The sequence below is a fragment of the Corynebacterium flavescens genome (assembly GCF_008693105.1).
GTDB lineage: Bacteria > Actinomycetota > Actinomycetes > Mycobacteriales > Mycobacteriaceae > Corynebacterium > Corynebacterium flavescens.
The window spans coordinates 43,652-67,389 of sequence record NZ_VXKK01000001.1 but is presented as its reverse complement, the minus strand read 5'-3'; the positions used below and the strand labels follow the sequence as shown (position 1 = coordinate 67,389).

Here is a 23,738-nt window from a genome sequence, read left to right as displayed (position 1 = left end):
CAATTCTTGGCAGCGTGCTCGTGAGTTCTGGACTTGTGGCAGCGGGAACGCTGCTGCGGGATTGCCTCCTGCCTGCCCCTCGTGGGCGTGGAAGCATCCTTAGCGGACTCCCACGCCCAGGTGATGAACATTTGCACCTGTGAGGGGGTTATTCGTGTTCCTGACGTATCAACTCGATGGGGTCTTGGCTCTCAGTGGTGGCATTGAGAGGATGCTTCATTTCGTCTCGTCGCATTCTCCCGGCGAGTACGGCAAGGACCGCGATCAATACCGGTGTTGTCCCTGCTACGGCGAAGATGACGGTTGCGGGTACCACCATTGCGATGGGACCGACCAGGGCAATCGAAAGTGGCATCAGCGCGATCGAAATGAAAAAGTCCAGGCTTGCGACGCGGCCAATCATGTTTATCGGAACCCGCTGTTGCAGAAGCGTGCCCCAGATGACCATTCCTGCCCCTGAGCTGAATCCGACAATGAACAGGGCAGCTGCCATCACCCAGAACGATGTAGTGATACCCAGGAATGCTAGTGGGATGGTCCCGGCACCCCAGCCAAGCACCATGACACTCAGGTAGCGGCGTGGCATTCGCAGGGAAGAAACAACCAGCGATCCAACCGCCCCTCCCATCCCGAACGCAGTGAGGAGAAACCCAAAAACCTGCTCGCCATTGCCGAAGTTGTCTCGTGCAATGAAGGGAATGAGCACTTCTATCGGCCCCATGATGATCAATGTCATGAGGCACGCAAAGATGAGTGTCCAAAGCAGCCATCTCGTTTTCACCGTAAAGGAAATACCTTCACCCAGATCCGCAAAGATACCTTGTGACGCTGCGGCTCGATCTAGTTCTTTGGGGCCTCTCGGGTCTGGACGTATGAAGACCACCAGGCTCAGTGCTATCGCATAGAGTGCGGCGACGACCAACGCGCCGTGCATCGGAAGAAATGCTCCCACGATCATTCCTCCGATCGCCGGCCCGATTCCTTGCCCCATAGTGGGTCTGAGTGCACCTTCCAAACCGTTGGCCGCTAAGAGTTCATCCGGGGGCAAAATGGTGGGTAGGAAAGCACTGCAGGCCGGGTAGAAGAACGCGCTCCCAGCCCCGAGCATTGCTGAGGCAAGGGCCATGTGCCAAAGCTGGATACCTCCACTGAACGCCATAAGGGTCACCATTGCCACGGCAGCCAAGTTCGTTGCCTGGACCGAGATGATGATGGTCCGTTTCGAGAAGCGGTCGGCGGTGACACCTCCGACCAGAGCGAAGGCGAAGAGGCCGCCGCTGAGGCAGGCCGCGACCATTGATAGTGCCGTGGGTGAGTTGTCGATCGAGAGTACCTGGAAAACCATCACGATGGTCCACATGCCGGTTCCGAAAAGTGATAGACCCACCGCGCCTAGTAGTAGGCGGTAGTCACGATGATGAAGCGGGGCCAAGGCTCGCCATTTTGATGCAGAAGCGGGTTTGTGATGTGGTGACGTATTCATGAGGTGCGCCCTTCGAATGTTGAGCTTCCAGACCAGTTTTCTTTGGGGTTTGCCAAGTTGATGTGCTGCCAGCTTGCAAGGTCGCGGCGAAGTTGACGGTCGTGGGTCGCTACTATTACGGCGGCCTTCGTCAGGTGTAGCCCCTCGGTGAGTTCATCAACAAGGGATATGGACAGGTGGTTACTGGGTTCATCGAGCAACAGCACATGAGGTTTGGTTGCCAGTGCCATCCCAAGATCGAGACGGCGCTGTTGGCCCATGGATAGCTCCCGCACGGGACGGTTAAGATCGGCCGAGGATAGAATCCCGAGCGACTTGAGGGAAATCATTTCGCCTTCTTTGAGCGTTCCGGCGCTGGTCAAGGTGCCGAGGTGGGCGTTGAATGCGTCGCGTGCCCGCAATGTCGTTGCGGTAGGAGATTCCTGGGCAAGGTATGCGATTCTTGCTCCACGGGCATGATGGATTTCTCCGGTAGAAGGTGCGAGGGTTCCGGCCAACACGTTAAGGAAGGTTGATTTTCCGGCACCGTTCGGCCCGGAGACCACAAACTTGCTGCCCGACTCGAGGAAAAGCGTCGTCACTGAGGGCATCCGCCCATCGACTGCGACTTCCACCGCCTGGATCAGTGTGACACCAGGCCGCGCGGAAAGTTCGGGCATTCGAAATTCAAGCGGTGGCTCGGGAGCAGTGATTCTGTGATTTTCAAGGTCATCGCGCCGTCTGTGCACCGAACGAACAAGACCTGGGGCACGGGTTTGCCGCTGGTGTTTCCCTGTTCCCTTGGGCGGTCGCCATCCCGACACGAGCCGGTTCTGAGCGGTTGCCAGGTCTTGGGTCAGTCGGGAATGTTCGGCTTGTTGCTGTTCGTATTCATCGACCCACCGTTCACGCTCTGCTGCGCGTCCTTCCTTGTACCCCAAATACCCTCCGCCGTAGAGGCGCGGAATCCCGTCTCGGCTCGGGTCAAGATCCAAGATGTGGGTTGCAACATCTGTCAGGAGTGCCCGGTCGTGGCTCACGACGACGATTCCTCCTGGGCTACCACGCAGCTGCTCGGTGAGATAGTCCAGCCCCTGCTGATCGAGGTGGTTCGTCGGTTCGTCCAGGAGAAGGAAATCATGTTCAGCGCCCAATAGGCAGGCAAGCCTGACGCGATAGCGCTGACCCACAGATAGTTCAGACAGCAGTTTCTCTCTGTCGGTGACGGCACCCAGAGCTTCGAGAGCGACGTCAACCCGGCGATCCGCGTCCCAGGCATCAAGCGTCTCGGCCGCATTCAGGGCTTCGGTGAATATCTCCTCCGCTCCTGGTGACTGGGCCGCCAAGGCTTCTGCGCCAAGATCAAATGCGCGCAGCGCAGCGCGGGAATCGGCCAGTTGCTCGGTGATGAGATCCCCGACCGTGCGGCCGTCATCGGTGGGCATTTCTTGTTCGGCGATGCCGAGCGTGCCAACGCGTAGCACTGTGCCTGAGTCAGGTGCCAGTATCTCGGCAAGGACGTGAAGCAGGGTTGATTTTCCGCGGCCGTTTTCGCCGACGATCCCCACTCGGGTTCCTGGTGTGATGGTGAGGTCAACGTTGGTCAGGACCCTACGCCCGCCACGGACAACATGAATAGTGGAAGCTATGAGCTGCGCGCGGGCGCGTGCAGGCAAGCTAATTGTGATGGTCATTATTCCTCCGAAAGGGAGGCGCAACCGCTCGGTTAGAAAACACCCATGGTTAGAAGTGATGGGCGTGATGTGGAGCGGGAAATGCGCTCAGATCTGCTGGGACGCCACACATGACAGAAATGTCGGTGACGATGGCATGAAAAACCAGCCCGCAGCCTCGGAAAACTCACAAGGAGCAGACTGGTGTTAGCCCCAGTAGACGAAGAATAAATAATTCACAGTTGCAATTTTACCATGGCAAGTGTTCCATGGCAAGTGTTCAGTGGCGGGCTCCGTTTAGACTGTCGATTGAAGCTGTCCCGCAAGCTGGTCCCCTTGCGGACGCGAAATCGTAGTGCAGAGGACTTCGGACAGTCAGTGCAGTCGGCTTAGGGAAATGACAGCGTGTTTCCGCAGGGGGGCGCATTCCTGTATACCCGGTGCCCGGGAAAATGCCCGGTGATGCGGGTGCTAACCGGGATACACTGCGGCCGGACGTAGCATGTCGAGAAACGGTCGTTTGCCGACACAGGTCCTTGATGACGACACGCCGCGAATTTGGTGTCGATAACTCGTGCCGAGATTCAACGTCGACAATCCTTTCCCGCACTGTATTCTCGACATATGTTGATCGGATACGGACGTGTTTCCACCGCAGACCAGAACCCGGACCATCAGGTAGACGCCCTCATGCGTGCGGGGGTCACCCCGGACAATATCTACATCGACCATGCCAGCGGCGCCAAAGCCAGCCGGCCCGAGCTCGATAAGGCCCTTGCCTCTGCCAACCGAGATGGCGACCAGCTTGTCATTACTCGACTGGACAGGCTCGGGCGTTCGGTGCTCCATCTGGTCACGCTCGGTGCGGACTTACGAGAACGGGGCGTGGGGCTGGTCGTTCTTGAGCAGGGCATCGACACCACGACCATGGAAGGGCGCGCGATGTTCGGGATGCTCTCCGTCCTTGCCGAACTTCAACGAGAGCTCATCGTCGCAAATACTCGCGATGGGCTCGCCGCTGCCCGCGCCCGCGGACGAACAGGGGGAAGACGCCCGAAGCTGACGCCCGACCAGGCCCGCCACGCCCAGCAGCTCTACGATGCGGGGAATCACACCGTCCAGCGGATCGCCGACCTGCTCCAGATCCCGCGCTCCACGATCTACGGCCACCTCAACAAAGAAAGCATCGGACGGCGCCCCACCGACAAAGGGCCTATGCAGGCTTATCGCTCAATCCGTCCCCATTACTACCAAGACCCCGCATCGGAGGCTGACACCCAGTGCGCGGAGCTGCGCTTTGCCATCTGCTCGCGGTACTGCTGGGTGGTCGTGGGAAGGAGTTCGCCGGTGGCCCAGTCCAAGATGACGCCATAGTGGCGCACGAGGTCGAGCTGGTCAAGCTCACCAGCGAGGTAGCGCTCGGCAACCGAGGCTGGATCCTCGTTGAGCTTGTCCATGCGAGTGGCGCGCTGGATCGCGCGCAGGGACTCGGTTCCGTCGGTGTCGAGGAAGTACTGGTCGATCTCGGGATCGATGGCCTTGATGATGACGCCGTAGTCCTTGGCAGCGCGATCGATGGAGACGTAGCCGTCGATCACGTCCTCGAGGACCGCCTCGGGGTCGCGCTCGAGGGGATCGCCGAATCCACCGCCGCCCGCGGAGGGGCGCTCGAAGGTATCGCCTGGGCCGACTGGAACGTTGGAGAACAAAGCGCCGAGGAACTTCTCATCCGGGGTTCCCCTGTTGAGCCAGACACCTTGGGGAATGGAGGGCAGGCCGCCCTCGATGCCCCAGGTAACTGAGCGGGCGCGGTCGCAGCAGTAGCTCATGACGGTCTCGCTCGCGTCGGTAAGCACCCCGCCCTTGGACACTCCCACGCCGCCGCGGAACTTGCCTGGGCCACCGGAGTCGGTGACCAGTGAATGGTGGCTGGTGAGCACGGGGGACAAGCGTTCCTGACCCTCAATAGGCTGCACGGCCAGGCCCGGGCCGAATACAGGTGCGGTTGCGGAGGCACCGTCGCGGTCGACACGGCCGCCCCAACCGCCAGCCATCCAGTCGTACCACATGAAGAAGTCGCCCTTGCTGCCCACCTCAGCTACAGCGCGGGTGTCATACCCGCCGATGAGCAGGTATTCCAGGTTGAAAGCGCAGGCCATGGCGCGCTCTTCCATCAGCTGGGACCACAGCTCGAAGACGGCGTTCATGATTTTCTCGTAAGGGCCCGAGCAGAATCCGGTCACCGCGTGTGGGAGTCCCGCGTTGACCACGGTGCCTTCTGGGCCTAAGTCGACATCCATAGCGCGATACAGCCCGGAGTTAAGGGGGACGTCAGGGAAGAAGGTCTTGGTTCCTGCGACAATGCCGGAGAAGGCCGAGCCATAGCCGGCGTTGAGGAAGCTGGCCACCGCGGGGGCCGAGCCCTTCAAAGAGTAGGACAGGCGCCCCTTGTCGATGCGCATGGTCACCTTGATGGGGACGAGGCCCTCCTCCTTGGCGGGGTCGAGGTCGAGGTAGTCCACCGTTGACCATTCGCCGTCGGGAAGCTCGAGGACGCGGGCGGTGACGATGTCTTCCACGTAGTCCTGGACCTCTCGCAGTGCGGTGCGCACGGTACCCACACCATACTTGTCGACGAGGCGTAGGATCTCTCGCTCGCATACGGCCGTGGCCTCGGCCTGCGCCTTGAGATCGCCCAGGACAATTTCGGGGCTGCGGGTGTTATGGGCCAGGAGCTTGGCCACGTCCTCGAGGAAGATGCCCCTGGACCAGATGCGGACCGGGGTGATGCGCAGACCCTCGGTGTAGTAATTTGTCGCGGAGACATCGAAAGAACCCGGCACCGAGCCGCCAGCATCGGCCCAGTGGCCTTTGTTTTGTGCGAAAGCTAAAAGTTGGCCGTCATAGAAGATGGGGCGCAGGAAGGACACGTCATTCATGTGAGTGCCGCCCTGGTATGGATCGTTGATGGCGAAGACGTCGCCCTCGTGGATATCTTCGCCGAATTGCTTGAGAACAGCCTGGCATTGGAAGTGCAGGGTGCCCACGTGGACTGCGATGTCCTCATCTCCTTGCATTACGGTGTTTCCCTCGGCGTCGCACAGCGCCGAGGAAAAGTCACGGGAGTAGATGACAAAGGAATAGCAGGTGCGCAGAATCTGCTCGGACATGAGGTTCACCGAGGTGGCGAAGGCGTTCTTGAGGACCTCGAAGGTCACCGGATCGAGGGTGCGGCGCTGATTGCCAATGGAGGTAGCTGCAGCCATGGTCTTTTCTCTTTCTTGACTTAGGCGTTGACGCCTGCGGATTGAAGGTTGTGGGCAAAGGAGTGGAGTTCATCCTTGGTGTCGGCCAGCCCGATATGGATTCGGATGTTGGCCCACTCGTCGATCACTGCGACGTCTCCCGGCGGGATGACGGTGGTGGCATCTAGCTGGTCGATGATCGCCGGGCCCACCAACGTGGCGCCCGGGGCGAGCTCGGTGCGCTGGTACACGGGCACCTTCGCCCAGCCACCGCCTGCGGAGAAGTAGACGTCACGGTAGGTTGCGGGCGTGCTGGCCTCGTGCTCGACCACCTCAAAGTGGGCAAACGGCGGGCTGTCTAACTCGCCGATGGCGACGATGCCAATCTGGTAGAACTCGACCTCACCGTCGCGGTCGGCGAAGGAGTACTCGCGCTCGTGTTCGTCGTGGAACAAAGCGACGGCGTCCTCGAGTGGTGAGCCGGATTCAGGCAGTTCCACGGTCAAGGAGCGCCACTGGCCGCGATAGCGCATGGATGCCGTGCGCTTGAACTTCATGCGTTCGGTCGGGACGTGTTCCTTGGCTAGGCGCTCACGCCCTTCGGCCTTGAGCAACTCGTAGGCCTTGCGCAGGTCGTCCTTGTCCACCGAGCTGACCGGGGACTGATACATCTGGGAGATATCGTGGCGGATGTCCACGAGCAGGCAGCCCTGGGCAGAGGTCACGCCCGGGTGTGGTGGCACGACGACGGTGGGGATGGATAGGTCACGGGCGACCTCTGCACCGTGGAGGGCTCCTGCGCCGCCACCGACGACCAGGACGAAGTCGCGCGGGTCGTAGCCGCGCCGGATCGACAGGACGCGGACAGCATCGGCCATGTTCGCGTTTGCCACCTTAATGATGTCTTCGGCGGCGGTCTCAATACCGAGACCCAGGGGATCGGCTACGGTCTTGCGCACTGCCTCCTCGGCAGCGGACTTGTTGAGCTTGAGGGCACCGCCGATCAGCTCGGTGCCGAGGCGGCCCAGGGTCACGTTTGCGTCGGTGTTGGTGGCTTCCGTGCCACCGCGTTCGTAGCAGACCGGACCCGGATCTGCGCCCGCGGATTGTGGTCCGTTGCGCAACGACCCCGCTTCGTCGATCCATGCCAGCGAGCCGCCACCGGCACCGATCGTCCCCACTTCGATGGAGGGGAAACAGATGGGGAAGCCGTATTCGACCTGCCATTGTTTGGTGATGCGGATGTCACCACCGTAGACCAGCGAAATGTCGGTGGAGGTGCCGCCCATCTCGAGGCCGATGGCGTTGGGGTAGCCACAACGGGTGGCGATGTCTTGGACGGCGATTGCGCCCGCAGCGATGCCGGAGGCCGCGAGTCGGACGGGGTACTTGGACACCATCTGCGGGGTCATGGAGCCACCGCCGGAATGCAGCATGAGCAGGTCTCCTTCGTATCCGCCCTCGGCTAGCTGTCGGGACAGACGGTTGACATAGCCGGTAACCAGCGGTGCCAGCACCGCGTTTGAGACGGTAGTGGAGAAGCGATCGTGCTCGAAGATTTCCGGCAGAATCTCCGAAGAGGTGGAGATGGCCGCGTCGGGAAGCTCTTCGCGCAGGATCTCGTACATCCGCGCCTCATGGGCTGCATTGGCGTGTGAGTTGATGAAGCAGATGGCGACCGTCTCGATTCCCTTACGTTTGAGGATGCGTGCTACATGGCGGGCTTCCTCCTCATTTAGCGGGGTGATCTCGGTGCCATCGAAGTCGACGCGTTCTTCCACCTCGTAGCGGTCACGGCGGCGAATGTAGGGATCCGCGACGTCTTTGTAGGCATCCCACAGCTCATCCTTGGTGCCGTCGCGAATCTCCAGCACGTCTCGGAAGCCCTTGGTGGTCACCAGCGCGGCGGCGGGAAACCGTCGCTGGATGAGCGCATTGGTGGCAACGGTTGTTCCGTGCGAGAAGACCTCGACCTGGGACAGCTCGACGTTTCCCTGGCGCAGGCCGTCCATCACCGCGATCATGGGGTCGGCCGGTGTGGACGGCACCTTTGCCACAGATAGCTCGTGCGTGAGCGTATTGACGATGGCCACGTCCGTGAAGGTTCCGCCGACATCGACGGAGACGCGGAAGGGTTTGTTGGTGCTCATGGGGTCCTCTCTTTCGGAAATACCTGTCAAATAATCGGTATTGAGGAGTATTGCGGGTTGGCGGCAAAGGTGGCAATGTAAATATCTCCAAATGGGAGACAAAAAATTCAGCAGAATTACAAAATAGGTGGTTATGCCCATTAAAATCTCCACCAAGAAATGCCAATCGCGATGCCAAGTAGGTGACAAATGGCGACCTCGGCGACCACCCCCACCCCCGCACGGCTAAGGATCTCCGACCTCCTCCTCGTTGAGCCACGGCTGAAGTTGGTGGGCACCATCAAGGGCAGCGGCGAGTTTCAAGGTCTTTGCGCAGAGGAAGACGGGGCGGGTGAGGATTGGCTGGTCTTTCCCTCCCGCACGGCGCGTCCACTGGAGGCAGCGCGCAGGCTCACCACCGCGGCAGGCCTCGTCTTCGTGGAAGGCGAAACGCTTGCCACAACCGCCGATTCGGACGGATCGACAGTGCCGACCGTGCCGCCCACGCAGGCTGCGCCGACGCTAGCGGCAGTAACAACTGCGGCGGTGGAAGCCGCAGCAAGCGCCCCGGCTACCCTGCTTCTGGCCACCGGGGGAATGACCCGGCTGGACGTTCGTGCTGCCGTCGACCAGCTGCTTCGGCGTCAGCCTCATCACCAGGCATGGCGAAAGCTCCAAACCATCGCCCACCTCAGCCAGGCTCTCATGAGCCAGTCTCCCGAGTCCGCGCTATTGGCGAGCTATGCCTCGCTGTCCGGAGATGCTCTCCTCCTTTTAGATCTTGATGGGCACGTCCTGGCCAGTGCGGGCATGCTTCCTTCGCGCACCATAGCCCGCGCCCTGCACGGTGAATCCGGTGACAGGCCTTCCATGATGATTGGTCGGTGGAACGTGGCGGCCCAGCTGATCGCTGCCGACGCCACCCGTCGCGCCACCGGTCAGGCCTGGTGGTTGGTGTGCGGAAGGAGGACTGCGGACACCCCCAACGTGGAGGACCCCGGCTTCGTCGCACTCCGAGAACTGCTGTTGGGCGTGCTCACCGCCCGCAGGCACATGGAGCATTCCCAGCTCGCGGACTCTTCCGTGCTCCTGGCGAGCCTGTGCGCGGAAAGTTCTGACAAGGATGAGCTCGAAAGATCGCTCATCGGGCGTGGCTTTTCCCGCCGCGCGCATTTGCGATTATTGGTGGCCGGAACAGCCAAGGATGCCTTTCGCTCGGAAATCGTCAGCGACATCGCCGGAATCGGCGCTCGTTACGGAATCCCGCTGCTAGTTGGTTACCGTAAGGGCCGGACACTGGTGTTGACCACCGACTCGGATGCACTGAGCCAGCTTACTGCGGCTCTACCCGCTCCGGTGGGGATCTCAGCGAGGTTTCTCCGGGTGGGGCAGGGCCCCCGGGCGTGCCGGGAGGCTAGTGTTGCGGCCATCGTCGCGGAGAAGAAGTCGGCTCACAGCGTTAGGTTTGATGACTGCGGTGCGATTGAGAAGGCGGCGGCCCTTCTGGGAGAGGAAGCGCTAAGCGATGCGGTTGGTAGTCTCGATGCCGCCATCGGTGAGGTCAAGGACGGCGCGGCGGTGTGTGCTACCTGGGAGGAAGAGAACTTTAGCGTCGCGAAAGCCGCCAAACGCCTCGGGATGCATGCCAACACCGTGCGCAACCGCATCGAGGCCTTGTCTGGCCAGATAAGCTTTCACGAGGCCGACCTCGTGCTGTGGTCTTTGTGGCGCAAGCTTGTCTCACGCGAGCGCTGACGGTGCTTGCCGACGCCTACGGTTTCGCATCGATGTGAGTTACCGAGGCGCCGAGCCTTTTGCGACGCCACTTCTCGGCATGCCCACCGCGCCTGCCGCGTCAAAGATGGCCTGCGAAACACCGTACGGCGTCAACGGTGACGTTTGGCTGATTGGCTGTAGCTGTCGGCAAGCAAGGCGAGGACTAGGACGCCTGGTCGGACGTGGTCTGCGTTCCCAATTCGGGGAAGGGGTCCTGGCCGACAAGGTAGCGGATGGAACTGTTGAGCGTGGCTACGACCGGTACGGCGAACAGCGCGCCGGGCAGGCCGAAGAGGTACGTGCCCGCCGCGACGGCGACGATCACACCCAAGGGGTGGACGCTAACGGCGTGCCCCATGAGGAAGGGATGCAAGACGTTGGCCTCGATCAGATGAACGACGATGACCACGACCAGCATCGCAACCGCCATCCAGAAACCCTTATCAACGAAAGCGATGAGGACGGCGACGAAGCCCGATAGCCAGGCGCCGACGATGGGGATGAAGGACATCAGATACACGATCACCGTAATGGGGATGATCAGGGGCAGGCCCAGGGCCCACGCGCCCACACCGATGCCGACGGCGTTGATGCCGGCCACGGCAAGCTGCGCGCGGGCATAAGATCCCAGGCTCACCCAGCCGCGGCGGGCGGCCTCATGGGTGGCTGGGCGGGAATGTGCGGGCAGGAAGTTCAACAGGAAGCGCCAGATCTGCTTGCCCTGCAGTAGGAAAAAGGGTGCTGTTGCAAAGTTGGGGCAGTAGGAAGATCGACGTGAAATAATCAGAGCCATGGGTATCTTCTCCGGTCGTCATTTCCCCCGTGACATCATTCTGTGGGCAGTGCGCAGGTCACTGCCGCTACGGGGTGAGCTACCGCGATCTCGAAGCGATGATGACTGAACGTGGCGTGCCGGTCGATCACACCACGATTCTCACCGCTGGGTCCAGAAATACGCCCCTGAGCTGGATAAGCACACTCGGTGGTACCGGCAGGTTCCTGACTGGCAGGCCAGTTCCTGGCGGGTGGATGAGACCTACATCCGGGTCGGGGGAAAGTGGTGCTACCTCTATCGGGCTATTACCGCTGGTGGGCAGACCCTGGACTTTTATCTCTCACCAAAACGGAATGTGGCTGCGGCCAAGCGTTTCCTGGCCAAGACCCTGCGGTCGAACGCGTCAGCCGGGTTCCCGCGGGTGATTAATACAGATAAGGCACCCTCCCTGGCCAAGGCGATCTCCGAGCTCAAGGAAGAAGGCATCTGCCCACCGACAGTGGAGCACCGTCAGGTGAAATACCTGAACAACGTTCTCGAGGGAGATCATGGGCGGCTGAAAAGGATCCTGGGGCCGAAGGGCGCGTTTAAGAACCGGACATCTGCATATCGGACGCTGAAGGGGATGGAGGCGATGCACTCATTGCGGAAAGGTCAGGGGACGATGTTTGCTTACGGGCAACCGAACCCGGACGCGGTGATCGTCAGCCGGGTCTTCGAGACGGCCTGAGAACGCTGAGTCGCAGAATCCATGGAGAAATGAAACTCGGGCGTTCGTGGCCCCTCCACCCGACTTTGCAACAGCACCGAACGGGCCATCATCCGGGAGCGCCAGGCCGAGGGCATCGCCTTGGCGAATACAGCCGGCAAGTACAAGGGGCGTAAACGCGCCTTGCCCCCAGAGGGAGTGGAGGAGGCCCGTCGGCGGGCCGGAGCCGATGAATCCAAAGTCGCCATCGCCAAGGACCTCGGTGTCAGCCGCGCCACCCTTTACCGTGCACCAGCAGAAGAGAAGTAGGTCCATGCCCCCTCGGGCTGCCCGCCAGTCGTGCTTGTCCTAGATAACTGATCACTACGACATCACCTAGAAGTTGAGCCTCAACGGCCCCATATCTTCGCGTATTGAGTCCTGCCTCCAGGACACCCCCGGTCAAGAGCGGAGGGTGGAAAAGCTTCCTTTTACTCAACCGGTGGTTTATAAATAGTGCAACCCACGTTCCTTTTCCCTGCCCACTTTTGAAATAGCTGATTACCTACCCCCTGCTTCTCGCTCAGAGCCCAACTGAAAGAGCTCCTCTTCAATGAACACCCGCCATCTTGTCCTGACGCTTTTCGGAGCAGTGTCGCTGGCACTCTCTGGCTGCGCAGAGGACACCAACAACGACAACCCCACCCCCTCCTCCAGCACTACCGAGACCCCAGGTAGCAGTACCTCTGCGACCAGCAGCACAGCGGCAACAACCACCAGCTCAGAAACAACCCCTGAGGCGACAACTATCCCGGAGACAGGGACGGTAACCGCGTCAGAACCAGTGCCTCCTCCGGCACCTTCGGCACCGTCGCAACAGGTCACAGCCCCGACCTTCGTGGAATGTATCTACGGTGGCGGCTCCTGGACCAGTCAAGCCCTGATGAGCGACGGGTCCTACCAGTGGTCGGCTGAATGTCAGCAGAAGCTGGATGAACAGAGAGCCGAAGCACCCTATCGATGCCCGCAGACCGACTACTTCGTTCCTGACCCCTGGTACTGCGACAACCAACAGGTCCCGTGGTCTGTCCCCCCACCCTCCCAGGTGGAGACCCCGGCCTATTTCCTCCCCGATTCCCCGGAGGAGATAGCTGGGTAGCAATGGTGAGGTGACTGTACGACGGCCTACAGTGCATTGCGTCGCGAAACTGGCGTATTGCCTACATGCAAGCGCGCAGCCGTTGGGGCTGTATAGTCAGCTGGCCTAGTAGCACTTCATCAAGTGGGCCTCGCCCGGTAGCAGTAGCACTCTTATAAACCTCAGATAGTTTTAATTTACTAATCCATTAAAGTGGAGAAGGTGACCTCGTGGCCGGGGAGCACATCGTAGACATAGTGCTCCCACTTTGGCTCCTGTAAGAGGTCAAGCTTCTCGTATGAGAGTTTAATCACTGCAGGAAGCGGAGTATTCAGGCTTTTAATATTCCAGATCTTCTCCTCGGCTTTATCGGGCAGAATGACCTCTTCGCGGGTGATCGGCTGCGCCATGACTCCGTTTTGGTCCACAAGGAAAAACCCATCCTTGCCCTGTGGGTAAATGACCAAGTAGCAGGTGGACTGCTCTGCTCCCGGCACCGTCCTCTTTCGGTTGCTAGTCCGGAAGTATGACAGCACGCTCCCCCACCTCCGAAAAATTCTGAGTCGAAAGTTCACATCGGTCAGGCTAGTTTCGTAGCTAGAGAACTGTTCGTCCCAGCCACCTCGAGCCTCAAGACCTATTTGTCCGAGAAGAGCAAGCGCAGTAATAGGCCGTGTTGTCCTGGCTGTAAAGACTTGATCAGCGAGAAACTCCACCAGATCATTAACTGTCTCCACGCAGGTACGTAGTTCACTTGAGGTAGGAATATACCCATCATGGATAGCCTGATTTCGCAGATCAGCGACGTAGGTGATCCACCTGTCAATGACCTCGGGTGTGTTACGCCCCCACCCGGAATTTGAGTAGAGACTCCCTAGTTCGTTCTTGACGAGATCGACAATGCCTCGGGGGCTGCCTCGCTTGGTTAGAAATTTCCTTGCTGTCTCTTCTGGGCGCAGATTCTGCTCCCAAAGGGTATGTTGTAGAAGCTCATCTAACAGGGACTCACAAGCAGAGGCATACAGGATGATTGCGGTCCGGTAGTTTCCTTCCTGGGAAAAGCTCAGATCAGCCTCGCGGCGGAAGTCACCGTAGGTAGTGAACGGTCCCGTGGTGGAGAGATTGACCAGTGCGGCATCAATCCAGGTATTTAGTTGGTCGTGATCGTGAGTGCCATCAGGCGCAATCGGGATGTTCCAGTTGACGTTGAAGACGCTGAGATCTTCTACGTCTGGTAGCGCATTCTTATTGATCATCTCCCATGGTTTGGTGGCAGAGATTGTGATCGGAATCGTCGGGGGGAGCGATTCCCTCGCTACCAGCCTAAGCGGTTTTTCCAGGGCCATTGCGATTGCGCGGAGGAGAATATTTAGCTCCGAGACTGCATAGTCGAAGGCTCTAGTTAGCTCGTCTGGTGCGTCATCGTTCAGATTCTGCCCAGAAGTTAAGGGCTCGTAATCCAACTCCACCATGGATTCAACGACCGTCTGGTGGGAAGTGCGCAGAATGGCAGGAGGACTTTCCCGGGGCTGGGTGTTTGTCCTCTTGGCAGCGATCTCGAAACCAGCTTCCATCGGAAGGTGCGGAGACCCCTCAAGCACACGCTGATGGAAGATGAAGTGGGCGCTGTCTGTGGTCGGGGCGGCAACCCCTTCCTCTGTTTCATACTGACCAGATGGATATTTGGTCTTATTGAAGCCATCAGGTACTTGGAGCGACCAGCCAAGCGGGATAAAAAAGTGCACTGTTGAGCCCATGATTATCAACCTCTCTCATTGGAGTCGCCGTCAGTCCCGTTTACTGCTGAGTGGTCTTCCGTCGACTCCCCGTTCCAGGCGTCGAGGATTTCTCTGTGCAACCGAGCTAGGACCCCAAGCATGTGACGCCCGGTGTCAATATCTTTGTCCGTCTCTGAGTTATGAATCTCTATAGGGACGATAGTGCCTACTAAAGAGAGCAAGAATGTGGATCCGAAAATGGCCGGAAACGCGAGGCCATCAATGGTCGCTCCACCGTTGTACCCGATAGTACCCATTCCATCTGACTTTCCTGCGTTAGCTAAGCCAGCAGAGCTGGCATGCAGGTGTTCGCTCGCGATTCTGTAGTAGGCGTTTAGGCTTGGCATCACGAGCTTGTTAAGGTCCATGAATGAGGGTGTCTTCTTGGGAAACAGAGGGGCCGCCCATCCCCAAGATGTCGAAAACACTTTCCCATATGTACCGATAAGCTCCCTCTGTCGTGAATCGAGGGCGTCAAGAATCTCAGTGTTGATAGTCTCATCGATACCCGGAATTCCAGTACTGATCAGGTCCCTGGCGGCTCCTTTAAGGAACACTTCCTGATGAAGAAGGTATCGTTCCACGAGGTCAGGGTAGTCTGACTCAGGTGAGCCGTATTCCCAGAGGACCCTCGCAACAATATAGAGCTCGTGGAGAGAGCGAACACGGGTAAATGCGCCCTGAGGGTAGCCACCTCGCAGTAACCAGGACCCTTCGTTGAAGGCGAGCAACGCCCTCGCTGCGAGCCCGGTCAAGGTAGTGAATAAGGCAGCATAGGCATCGTCTTCTGGGTCATCCTCGAGGTGCTCGTGAAGGATTTCGGATCCCCAGTTGACGGCTTCCATGGCGCTTCTCCACAAAAGGTCCATTAGGTCGAGCGCATGGCCGTGCTGTTCGGCGATGTGTGCACGGAGTGTCTCACGTTCTGCCAGCTCGCTCGGACGATCAGCTTGGGATTCTTCAATAAAAATCTCCCAAAATCCTTCAAACCGTTCATCATCCTCGGGTGGTGTTATTCCGGGTTCGAAACCGAACTCAGCATTCATGGCCGTCACTTCTTTTCCTGCTGGACTTGTGTGTAATAGTAAAACCTAACCTGCCAGGTGCTGTTGCAAAGTTGGGGCAGTAGAAAGACCGGCGTGAAATAATCAGAGCCATGGGCATCTTCTCCGGTCGGCATTTCCCCCGTGACATCATCCTGTGGGCGGTGCGGTGGTACTGCCGCTACGGGGTGAGCTACCGCGATCTCGAAGAAATGATGACCGAGCGGGGTGTGCCAGTCGATCACACCACGATCTACCGCTGGGTGCAGAAATACGCCCCTGAGCTGGATAAGCAGACTCGCTGGTACCGGCAGGTACCCGACTGGCAGGCCCGGTCCTGGCGGGTGGATGAGACCTATATTCGGGTCGGCGGCACGTGGTGCTATCTCTACCGGGCTATTACCGCCGGTGGGCAGACCCTGGACTTTTATCTCTCCCCGAAGCGCAATGTCGCGGCGGCCAAGCGTTTCCTGGCCAAGACGCTGCGATCGAATACGACAGCCGGGTCCCCGCGGGTCATCAACACCGACAAGGCACCAGCTCTGGCCAAGGCAATATCCGAGCTGAAGGCGGAGGGAATCTGCCCTCAGACGGTGGAGCACCGGCAGGTGAAATACCTGAACAACGTTATCGAGGGAGATCATGGCCGACTTAAAAGAATCCTGGGGCCGAAGGGAGCGTTCAAAAACCGAATTTCCGCCTACCGGACGTTGAAAGGGATGGAAGCGATGCATTCATTACGGAAAGGCCAGGGCACGATGTTTGACCTCACGGGCACCTGAACCCCGACGCGGTGATCGTCAGCCGGATATTCGAGACAGCTTAAGCACCCCGGAGCAAGGACAACTGATGTCTTGAGGTTGGGCTTTTCGACCCTGGCCCAACTTTGCAACAGCACCGATTTTTCAATGACGCTCAATGACAATTTCAGCATCACGCGGAGTCTTCCTTTTGGAGAGAACGGCTTTATTGATACTTCAGGCAATGTTTTTATCAATCATAGGGATGCTCATGGACCCGAGCGCACGGGGACCATTCCGGAGTTTGATGCTGACAAATTTGTACCTATTAACTCTTCAACAAAATCGTTTATAGGTATTAGAAAACCAAATTCTATTGAAATCCGAAGATGGTCTAAACCGGAGGAAATTGTAACTGAAGTTGCTTATGAAAAAGATGCATGTGCTGATGAGGCATGTGGGATCTCTTCCATATCTGCGGTGTCGTAAACTGGCCCAGAGGCATGAGGTCAATTCCTTTTGAGTAGTGTATCCCTTAGCAGCTGGCTCAGTACTGAACTGGCCGCTGACGGGATTGGAATGTCTACGCCACAAGAGCTTGGACCTGACCCCGGTTTGGTAGACAGCCGATAACTCAACACACTGCCAACTGGGTTCCCCTCTTATTGTGTCGGGCTATTGACGCGGGGCTGGGGCTGTGGTTAGTCTCAAGCGGTACCTATTGTCGAGGATTGGAAGAACAGTGAAGAACTTCGCGCTTTCCGCATAAGCAGCTGAAGCGTCTTCTCAACCTGTCTCCTTAAGGCCTTCAGCATATCCATCTTTAGCTGAAAGGCCTTTTGTTATGCCACAAATAGGTAATGCCCCCACCACACTGGGAACACAACCCATCATCAACCTGCACAATCTTGGCCTGCACTGGCCGGATGGCACGGTATGCTTCGACTCCCTCAGCGGGGTCTTCTCCCCGAAACTCACCGGACTCATCGGCGATAATGGTTCTGGAAAGACCAGCTTGCTGCGCGTGCTTGCGGGCAAGATTCCGCCCACTAGCGGAAGCTTTAGCGCCCCAGAGACGGTTGCCTACCTACCCCAAGACCTAGGCCTCGATACTGTGCGCACCATCGCGGATGTCTTCGGAGTCGCCCGCCTCATTGACGCTCTTAGCCAGGTTGAAGCCGGCGCCTATTCGGAGGAGCTTTATGAGGTAATCGGGCAGGAATGGGATCTCCCCGACCGGCTCGTGGCCGAACTCGCCCAGTTCGGCTTTCATCCGGCCCAAGAACTCGGCGAAACCAGCCCTCTGGATCTGCTGCGCCGCCGACTAGGCACGCTCTCCGGCGGGGAGAGCGTCATCGTCGCCTTGTGCGCGCTCTTTTCTGCACGCCCCGATTTCGTGTTGCTCGATGAACCCACCAATAACCTCGACGGGGAAGCCAAAAAGCAGCTGATTAAGCAGTTGGAATCCTCGCCAGTACCTATCATCGTGGTCAGCCACGACCGCGAATTACTTGAATGCGTCGAGGAGATTGCGGAGCTACACGCCGGCACCCTGCGCTTCTTCACCGGGCCTTTCTCTGCATATGAGCAAGCCATTAGCCAGGAACAGGAGGCGGCGCAGCGACAGGTGCGCGACGCCGCCAAGCACCGCAAGCAGCAGCTGCGCGAGCGCGCGGCCATGCAGACGCGCTTGGCTCGGGATGAGCGCCGCGGCGCGAAGTTCGCGCGCAATAAACGCAAGCCGGGCATGGCGATGGGCATGGATAAGAACCGCTCGGAGCAAAGCGCGGCCAAGCGTAGCCTCGCCCACAATGCCGCTGTTGAAGAAGCAAAGGCGCGACTCGATTCTGCCCAACGGCTCATCCGCGACGATTCTACGGTCTTTATCTCCTTGCCGGATACTGCTCTGCCCAACGCCACGACCACCCTGGAGCTGCGTCTCAATCCCGGCTTAGAAACGCCACTGGAGACCGGCGCGCAGTTGCCGGAAACGTTAATCTTGGCCGGCCCGGAGCGCTTGCGCGTGGCTGGTGGAAACGGCGTCGGCAAGTCCACGCTGCTCGAAGCCATCGCCGCCTATCCCCAGCGCGCGTCCCACCACGACGACGCCCCAGTAGCTTGCCCAGTGCCCTATCAACTGGCCTATCACGTGGACTACGTGTTGGGTGATCGCGGCTATATTCCGCAGCGCATCCTCCTCGATGGAACCCGCACGGTCTGGGAGACCATCCGCGCATCCAATCCCGTGGCGGATCCGCAATTCCTGCGGGATCAACTGGCGCAACTGCTCTTCCACAATGACCGCGTCCACACCAGCGTTGCCGATCTCTCCGGTGGCGAACGCTTCCGGCTGGCCTTTGCCATCCAGCTGCTGCAGCCGGTCACCCCGCGCCTGCTCATCTTTGATGAGCCCACCAATAACCTGGACCTGGCCACCATCGAATGGCTTGTTTCGGTGCTCAACGAGTTCCGCGGCGGGCTCATCATCACAAGCCATGACGAGCGCTTCTGCGAGGAGGTGGGTACCACTCGGACCATCACGCTGCCACGCTTTGGACGCGGTGAGCATTTCGAAAAGGGATAAAGGATCGCCGCAGGGTTCCGGAGGGACTTGACCCTGACACTGTGACAGAGTGTTGGGTGATAAGCATGAAAAAGAATAAGGAAGAAACTCTCAGAAATGCTCTGGAATCACCAAACCCCTCCACTAGGCTGCGGGCTGCGCTGGCCGTCGGCAGCGATCCACACCTAGATCTCAGCGAGGTCCTTGTCGCGCGTTATGCCGAAGAGCCTGACTTCTACGTCAGAGAAATGCTGACGTGGGCGCTGATCCAGAGACCCTCTAATGCGCTACTCAACGAGTTAAGAACCCAGCTTCGCAACCCTCTCCCCCAAGCCCGAGCTCAAACGCTGCATATCTTCTCGAAGCTGGCGGGCTTCGCGCCGCTAGAGATCTGGAACCTCATCAGCGAAGATGAGCTCCACAGCCCCGACACAGACGTCGCGATGGCCGCGTGGCGCGCCGCCGTAGCGGTTGCCCCGCAAGACCAGTACCCACGGCTTGTCCGCTCCCTCATTACTCAGCTAGACCGTGCAGAGCCGGCAGCGCACAAAGCGTTGGCCAGGGCATTTCTTAGCCTTGGGCAGGAAGCAACGGCGGCCTTAGAAGAGCTAAGTTCTCCGCTGGCCCGTGCGATGCTTCTGACTATGGATTCGATGGACTCAGGCGATCAGGAGAACATCTCCGCAGCGCAACGAGTACGCAACGCAGGTAGGTTTGTTGAATGAAGATCGGCGAGGTATCCCAGCTGACTAACCTGAGTGTGCGCATGCTTCGGTACTACGACACGATCGGTTTGGTCCCGCCCAGCCAACGCGATTCCAACGGCTATCGAAACTACTCGGAAGCCGACCTCACTCGCTTGAGCCAGGTGGAACTCCTGCGCTCAGTGGGTCTTAGCATTGACCAAGTATCTCGAGTACTCGATGGCGGTGGCAATCTCGCACGACTTCTCGAGGAGGTACAGGTAGAGACCACCGAGCGCATCGCCGCAGACAAACGGCTGATAGACATCCTGCGTCAGGTATCGACGCGGGATACAGTAGATGCCGCAAGCCTCGCACACACTTTCACGATGATTGAGGCTTTGGCGGATGAGCGCTCTCTCCACCGGGTGGCCGCTGCATTTTCCGCACCAAGCCAAGCCGCCGCCTGCCTCTTTCTCAAGGAAGATGATTCGAACACGGCCGGTGTACTGCTCTGGTCCATAGATGACTCCGAGGATTCCTTGCAGGTCGTGGCCGAGGCACTTACCTCCTCCAACGAGGCTATCCGCGAGCGCGCTGCCATCGCCTTGGCTAAGTTTTATAGCCCTCGCGCCGACCAGTGGCTTTCTTTCGCTTCTGCAGACACCAGCTCCCGTGTGCGACAACTCGCCGTATTTGAATTGGGCCGTCGCGGGGCTATCACCGCGATACCTGCTTTGATAGAACACATCGGCCTAGGCTGCCACGACGTCGAGGCGGCAGAAATCCTCGGCAGCTTTTCAGAAGACGCGGGACAGCTTGCGCTGATGTTGATCATCGATCGAATCCACTCGGAGAAAACCACTCCCGAACAGCGCCTGCGATATACCCAAGCCCTCGCTGAGTTAGCCGGAGCTGGACCGATCCTGCAACACCTAGTGCAGGACGCGGATCCCACCGTATCGGCGACGGCTCAGTCGATTCTTCGCACCCAAGGAACCCAGCTGTACTGAAATAGCAATCAGGCGCGGGTAAAGGCGATGCGCGAGCCTTCCCGGGCCGCGCGAATCTGGGCACGCCCGCCGATGGGGAAGGTCAGCTGCGGATTGGTGTGGCCGAAGTCCGCGTTGGCGATGACGGGGATATCCCGCAGCTGCGGAATGGAGGCCACCGTGGCGTCGACTTCCTCGTGGTTGACGTCGCTTTCTACCTGGAAGCGGCCAATGACTAGCGCGGCGATCTCATCCCCGCCCGGCTGCTGCAGTACGGACTCGAGCATGCGCCGAAACTCCCGGATTCCAGCGCTGTGCGTTACTTCCACGAAGAGCACGCGATCGCGAAGCTCGGGGCGATACTCGGTGCCATTGAGCAGGGCGAAGGTGCTCAGGTTCGAGCCCACCGCGATGCCCTCGGCCTCACCTTCTTGGACTATCCACCAGCCGCTAGAAGGCTGAGTGGGGCGATTATCTTGGGCCACGAACCACTGATCATCGGTGAACCAGGTGGAAGGCTCCCAGACAATAGGCTCGGTGCCAAAAGCCGCGTGTTCGAAGGAGCGGCGGGTAATCTCGCTGTGATCTCGCATGCCAAAACTCGACCAGTGCGGGCCAGAGTAAGTAATCAGGTCTGTCTGAGCGAAGATCGCATTTTGTAGCGCGGTGATATCGGAATAGCCGCAAAGGAACTTGGGGTTATCCGCAATGAGATCGAAGTCCAGGTATGGCAGCAGCTCGTTGCTATTGAAGCCGCCCATAACGCTCATGATTCCGTCGACGGAAGGATCCGCAAATGCCTCATGCAGATCGGAGACCCGGGAGCGAATCGGCGAGGTGGAAAACTCATCCGACTCCCGGACGTGGGCGCCGAAGGTTACCTCGAGTCCGAGGTTCTCCAGGCGCGTCGTGGCCAAGTGGCTCAAGTAATGCCCCAGCTTCCTGTGCTCGACAAAGGAGAGCGATACGGACGGGGCCACCACCCGTATGCGCGATCCCGGTGTCAAAGGTGCGGGAGAAATGGTCATCGTTGTATCTTAAACCACAGTATTTTGGGCCACGGAGCCAACCCTCCCCGCCGTCGCGCCCGTGCCCACCACGCGGAGGGCCTTGTAGAAGGAGCCAACATGACCGCCTCGCCCGTGCGTATCCTTCCCTTGAACCGCGCGGAGATGACCGGCCCGCAGCTGCGCCACCTGTTGTGGCTGGCCACCGAGTACGATGCCGAGCGCCTCGATTCCTGCCTGCGCGAGGATCTGCCTTCCCTCGGACTCATTGCCGCCGAGAGCGACGGGGAGCTGGAGGGATTCGCCGCCTACGACAACCGCGGCGACCAAGCGGTGGTGGAATACATCGCCGTCGCCGAGTCCGCACAGGGGCGCGGCCTCGGGACTGAACTTATCCGCCACATTCGGCGGGAAACGGGCCGCGAGCTGTACCTGGAAACCGATGATGATGCCGTGGGTTTCTACCGCGCCCTAGGCTTTAACATCGCCGCCGCGCCTGACGACGTTCGCTGGGCCGGGCGCCGCCGCTACTCCTGCAGGTTGGCTTAAGTCCTGCTTGCTTGAGGCCTTCTTGCTTGAGATTCCTCGCGCTATCTATAGCGTGGGCAGGTACTCGCCGCTGACGGTCAGCTCAATTGGGTCGATGCCCAGACCGTCGAGATCGCCGCTCAAGGTGACCTGGAAGTCTGCGGTGCGGTCACGCTGATCGGTGACGTCGAGGCTCACCTTATCGAAGCGGTAGTGGTCACCGTAAATCACCACAGCTTCGGCGGGTTCACCAAAGGCCGGGCTTTCCAAGTGGTGGCCCTTGAACTCCCGCCAGTCGGTGGCCGTGCTGGGAACGGTCTCCGCGCGGATAGTCAGCTCCTCGCTGAACTCCTCGTCCTCGTCATCATCCCCATAGTCTTCCTCATCCGATTCTGGGGCGAAGTCCGCATCATCGGCGGCAACCTCCACGGGCTCGCAATCGATCTCAATGGTTAGCCAAGAAGAAAAGCCGGTCTCGTCGACTTCCTCCACCGTATCCAGCGACCACTGCGCCTTGGAGGGGCGAATCTCATCTGCCACCAGCTGCTGCTTTACAGCCCCATCATCATCTAATGCATCGGCGGAATCGAATACGTCCTCGTATTCCTTTTCGTATTCCTGACCGCCATATTCTTTATCGCTGCTCATGATTGCGAACTCCTTTGATTACTTGCGGTTAGAACTAAGCTCTCTAACTCCCGATGGTAGACACGTTCGCGGTTTTGTGATCAGGAGCGAGACTAAAGCGCTCAGCGGCGCTCACTCACCCGTGGCCTCCGGGTCTTGGAATACAAAGGTGTCGAGGAACGTGGCGGCACGTTGCGTGCTGGGATGGCTGAAGAACTGTTCGGGATCTCCCGATTCCGCTATTTCCCCGGCATCCATGAAAACCACCCGGTCTGCGATGGCGCGGGCAAAGCCCATCTCGTGGGTGACAATCAGCATGGTCATCCCTTCCTTCGCCAGCTCGAGGACGACGTCGAGGACCTCCCGCACCATTTCTGGATCGAGGGAGGCGGTGATTTCGTCGAGAAGCAGCACCTCAGGATTCATCATGAGCGCGCGCACGATGGCGATGCGCTGTTTTTGTCCACCCGAGAGCTGGTGAGGCTTCGAATCCGCACGGTCGAGTAAGCCAACCCGCGACAAGAGCTTTATGGCCTGCTCCCGCGCCTGCTTCTTGTCGCGGTGGGAGACCACCGTTGGGCCGAGCAGCAAGTTATCCATGACGTTGAGGTGCGGAAAGAGCTCATAGGACTGGAAGACCATGCCGATCTTCTGCCGAACCTTCTGCCACTGAGTGCCCCGGGCGTTAAGCTTTTCTCCGTGGAACTTTATCGATCCTCCCTGCACCTCCTCGAGCCCGTTGATAGTGCGCAAGAGGGTGGACTTTCCGCATCCAGAGGGACCAATCACTGCAATGACCTCGCTGCGCCGAACCTCTAGGGAGACTCCACCGAGGGCTTTGACGCCGTTGCCATAGATCTTTTCTACGGAATCGAGCTCCAGAATTGACTC

Annotated in this window: 18 protein-coding genes and 3 pseudogenes; 11 read left to right on the top strand and 10 right to left on the bottom strand. The window is 59.2% G+C overall.

The window, feature by feature from the left end:
• Positions 1-148: 148 nt before the first annotated feature.
• Together F4V60_RS00320 and F4V60_RS00315 are read right to left on the bottom strand one after the other, a co-directional pair.
• Positions 149-1,483, bottom strand: a complete 1,335-nt coding sequence (locus tag F4V60_RS00320) for an MFS transporter (protein WP_075728825.1) — start codon at positions 1,481-1,483, stop codon at positions 149-151.
• On the bottom strand, positions 1,480-3,156 hold the full coding sequence (locus tag F4V60_RS00315) for an ABC-F family ATP-binding cassette domain-containing protein (protein WP_075728824.1): 1,677 nt from the start codon (positions 3,154-3,156) through the stop codon (positions 1,480-1,482). Before F4V60_RS00315 ends, F4V60_RS00320 begins: the two co-directional genes overlap by 4 nt.
• 603 nt (positions 3,157-3,759) lie before the next feature.
• Between F4V60_RS00315 and F4V60_RS12665 the strand changes: the two are divergent.
• Positions 3,760-4,299: pseudogene (locus tag F4V60_RS12665) on the top strand (recombinase family protein); the annotation flags it as partial.
• 83 nt (positions 4,300-4,382) lie between these two features.
• Here the strand turns inward: F4V60_RS12665 and F4V60_RS00305 are convergent.
• The gene (locus F4V60_RS00305; protein WP_075728823.1) at positions 4,383-6,401 is read right to left on the bottom strand and encodes a hydantoinase B/oxoprolinase family protein; all 2,019 of its coding nucleotides are present in this window, start codon (positions 6,399-6,401) and stop codon (positions 4,383-4,385) included.
• A gap of 20 nt (positions 6,402-6,421) precedes the next feature.
• Positions 6,422-8,530: a hydantoinase/oxoprolinase family protein gene (locus tag F4V60_RS00300; RefSeq protein ID WP_084559089.1), complete on the bottom strand. Its 2,109-nt coding sequence runs from the start codon at positions 8,528-8,530 to the stop codon at positions 6,422-6,424.
• A 189-nt stretch (positions 8,531-8,719) separates the two neighbouring features.
• Here F4V60_RS00300 and F4V60_RS00295 point away from each other — a divergent pair, with 189 nt between their 5' ends.
• Positions 8,720-10,264: a helix-turn-helix domain-containing protein gene (locus F4V60_RS00295; RefSeq protein ID WP_075728822.1), complete on the top strand. Its 1,545-nt coding sequence runs from the start codon at positions 8,720-8,722 to the stop codon at positions 10,262-10,264.
• Between the two features lie 184 nt (positions 10,265-10,448).
• On the opposite strand, the gene F4V60_RS00290 is transcribed toward F4V60_RS00295, so the two are convergent.
• Positions 10,449-11,078 (bottom strand): AI-2E family transporter, encoded by a 630-nt coding sequence (locus tag F4V60_RS00290; RefSeq protein ID WP_075728821.1) that lies wholly within the window; start codon positions 11,076-11,078, stop codon positions 10,449-10,451.
• On the opposite strand from F4V60_RS00290, the pseudogene F4V60_RS00285 reads away from it, so the two are divergent.
• The 3 genes and pseudogenes from F4V60_RS00285 to F4V60_RS00275 all read left to right on the top strand — a co-directional run bounded on the left by F4V60_RS00285 (position 11,077) and on the right by F4V60_RS00275 (position 12,907).
• A pseudogene (locus F4V60_RS00285) lies at positions 11,077-11,790 on the top strand (IS6 family transposase). The gene F4V60_RS00290 and the pseudogene F4V60_RS00285 overlap by 2 nt on opposite strands.
• Before the next feature lie 120 nt (positions 11,791-11,910).
• On the top strand, positions 11,911-12,078 hold the full coding sequence (locus F4V60_RS00280; RefSeq protein ID WP_232315946.1) for a helix-turn-helix domain-containing protein: 168 nt from the start codon (positions 11,911-11,913) through the stop codon (positions 12,076-12,078).
• 283 nt (positions 12,079-12,361) lie between these two features.
• The gene (locus F4V60_RS00275; protein ID WP_141256096.1) at positions 12,362-12,907 is read left to right on the top strand and encodes a hypothetical protein; all 546 of its coding nucleotides are present in this window, start codon (positions 12,362-12,364) and stop codon (positions 12,905-12,907) included.
• A gap of 179 nt (positions 12,908-13,086) precedes the next feature.
• Here F4V60_RS00275 and F4V60_RS12580 read toward each other — a convergent pair whose 3' ends face one another.
• Together F4V60_RS12580 and F4V60_RS12660 are read right to left on the bottom strand one after the other, a co-directional pair.
• The gene (locus tag F4V60_RS12580) at positions 13,087-14,643 is read right to left on the bottom strand and encodes a hypothetical protein (RefSeq protein ID WP_174775559.1); all 1,557 of its coding nucleotides are present in this window, start codon (positions 14,641-14,643) and stop codon (positions 13,087-13,089) included.
• 5 nt (positions 14,644-14,648) lie between these two features.
• Complete coding sequence (locus tag F4V60_RS12660) at positions 14,649-15,710, bottom strand: DUF5677 domain-containing protein (RefSeq protein WP_232315945.1); 1,062 nt, start codon at positions 15,708-15,710, stop codon at positions 14,649-14,651.
• A gap of 110 nt (positions 15,711-15,820) precedes the next feature.
• On the opposite strand from F4V60_RS12660, the pseudogene F4V60_RS00260 reads away from it, so the two are divergent.
• From F4V60_RS00260 to F4V60_RS00235, 5 genes and pseudogenes are all read left to right on the top strand, one after another.
• Positions 15,821-16,533, top strand: a pseudogene (locus F4V60_RS00260) (IS6 family transposase).
• 82 nt (positions 16,534-16,615) lie between these two features.
• Positions 16,616-16,936, top strand: coding sequence for a hypothetical protein (locus tag F4V60_RS00250; RefSeq protein WP_141256073.1), 321 nt, complete (start codon positions 16,616-16,618; stop codon positions 16,934-16,936).
• Positions 16,937-17,291: 355 nt separating this feature from the next.
• Positions 17,292-19,031 carry an ATP-binding cassette domain-containing protein gene (locus F4V60_RS00245; protein WP_075728818.1) on the top strand — a complete coding sequence of 580 codons (1,740 nt, stop codon included), beginning with the start codon at positions 17,292-17,294 and terminating at the stop codon, positions 19,029-19,031.
• Positions 19,032-19,096: 65 nt separating this feature from the next.
• Entirely contained in the window at positions 19,097-19,735 is a 639-nt protein-coding gene (locus F4V60_RS00240) for a HEAT repeat domain-containing protein (protein ID WP_075728817.1), read from the top strand.
• Positions 19,732-20,706 carry a MerR family transcriptional regulator gene (locus tag F4V60_RS00235; RefSeq protein ID WP_075728816.1) on the top strand — a complete coding sequence of 325 codons (975 nt, stop codon included), beginning with the start codon at positions 19,732-19,734 and terminating at the stop codon, positions 20,704-20,706. The genes F4V60_RS00240 and F4V60_RS00235 overlap by 4 nt, the downstream gene beginning before the upstream one ends.
• A gap of 8 nt (positions 20,707-20,714) precedes the next feature.
• Here F4V60_RS00235 and F4V60_RS00230 read toward each other — a convergent pair whose 3' ends face one another.
• A complete protein-coding gene (locus F4V60_RS00230; protein WP_075728815.1) occupies positions 20,715-21,713 on the bottom strand; it encodes a S66 family peptidase in 999 nt (332 codons plus the stop codon).
• A gap of 99 nt (positions 21,714-21,812) precedes the next feature.
• Here F4V60_RS00230 and F4V60_RS00225 point away from each other — a divergent pair, with 99 nt between their 5' ends.
• On the top strand, positions 21,813-22,241 hold the full coding sequence (locus tag F4V60_RS00225) for a GNAT family N-acetyltransferase (RefSeq protein ID WP_170216866.1): 429 nt from the start codon (positions 21,813-21,815) through the stop codon (positions 22,239-22,241).
• 45 nt (positions 22,242-22,286) lie between these two features.
• Here F4V60_RS00225 and F4V60_RS00220 read toward each other — a convergent pair whose 3' ends face one another.
• Entirely contained in the window at positions 22,287-22,868 is a 582-nt protein-coding gene (locus F4V60_RS00220) for a hypothetical protein (RefSeq protein ID WP_075728814.1), read from the bottom strand.
• A 111-nt stretch (positions 22,869-22,979) separates the two neighbouring features.
• On the bottom strand, positions 22,980-23,732 hold the full coding sequence (locus tag F4V60_RS00215; protein WP_174775557.1) for an amino acid ABC transporter ATP-binding protein: 753 nt from the start codon (positions 23,730-23,732) through the stop codon (positions 22,980-22,982).
• Positions 23,733-23,738: the final 6 nt, after the last annotated feature.

Excerpts from the sequence above, each read along its gene's own strand:
- F4V60_RS00220 (WP_075728814.1), bottom strand. The coding sequence starts at position 22,868 with ATGAGCAGCGATAAAGAATATGGCGGTCAGGAATACGAAAAGGAATAC.
- F4V60_RS12580 (WP_174775559.1), bottom strand. The coding sequence starts at position 14,643 with ATGGGCTCAACAGTGCACTTTTTTATCCCGCTTGGCTGGTCGCTCCAA.
- F4V60_RS00250 (WP_141256073.1), top strand. The coding sequence starts at position 16,616 with ATGACGCTCAATGACAATTTCAGCATCACGCGGAGTCTTCCTTTTGGA.
- F4V60_RS00245 (WP_075728818.1), top strand. The coding sequence starts at position 17,292 with ATGCCACAAATAGGTAATGCCCCCACCACACTGGGAACACAACCCATC.
- F4V60_RS00305 (WP_075728823.1), bottom strand. The coding sequence starts at position 6,401 with ATGGCTGCAGCTACCTCCATTGGCAATCAGCGCCGCACCCTCGATCCG.
- F4V60_RS00320 (WP_075728825.1), bottom strand. The coding sequence starts at position 1,483 with ATGAATACGTCACCACATCACAAACCCGCTTCTGCATCAAAATGGCGA.
- F4V60_RS12660 (WP_232315945.1), bottom strand. The coding sequence starts at position 15,710 with ATGAATGCTGAGTTCGGTTTCGAACCCGGAATAACACCACCCGAGGAT.
- F4V60_RS00240 (WP_075728817.1), top strand. The coding sequence starts at position 19,097 with ATGAAAAAGAATAAGGAAGAAACTCTCAGAAATGCTCTGGAATCACCA.
- F4V60_RS00295 (WP_075728822.1), top strand. The coding sequence starts at position 8,720 with ATGGCGACCTCGGCGACCACCCCCACCCCCGCACGGCTAAGGATCTCC.
- F4V60_RS00230 (WP_075728815.1), bottom strand. The coding sequence starts at position 21,713 with ATGACCATTTCTCCCGCACCTTTGACACCGGGATCGCGCATACGGGTG.
- F4V60_RS00290 (WP_075728821.1), bottom strand. The coding sequence starts at position 11,078 with ATGGCTCTGATTATTTCACGTCGATCTTCCTACTGCCCCAACTTTGCA.
- F4V60_RS00315 (WP_075728824.1), bottom strand. The coding sequence starts at position 3,156 with ATGACCATCACAATTAGCTTGCCTGCACGCGCCCGCGCGCAGCTCATA.
- F4V60_RS00300 (WP_084559089.1), bottom strand. The coding sequence starts at position 8,530 with ATGAGCACCAACAAACCCTTCCGCGTCTCCGTCGATGTCGGCGGAACC.
- F4V60_RS00275 (WP_141256096.1), top strand. The coding sequence starts at position 12,362 with ATGAACACCCGCCATCTTGTCCTGACGCTTTTCGGAGCAGTGTCGCTG.
- F4V60_RS00235 (WP_075728816.1), top strand. The coding sequence starts at position 19,732 with ATGAAGATCGGCGAGGTATCCCAGCTGACTAACCTGAGTGTGCGCATG.
- F4V60_RS00225 (WP_170216866.1), top strand. The coding sequence starts at position 21,813 with ATGACCGCCTCGCCCGTGCGTATCCTTCCCTTGAACCGCGCGGAGATG.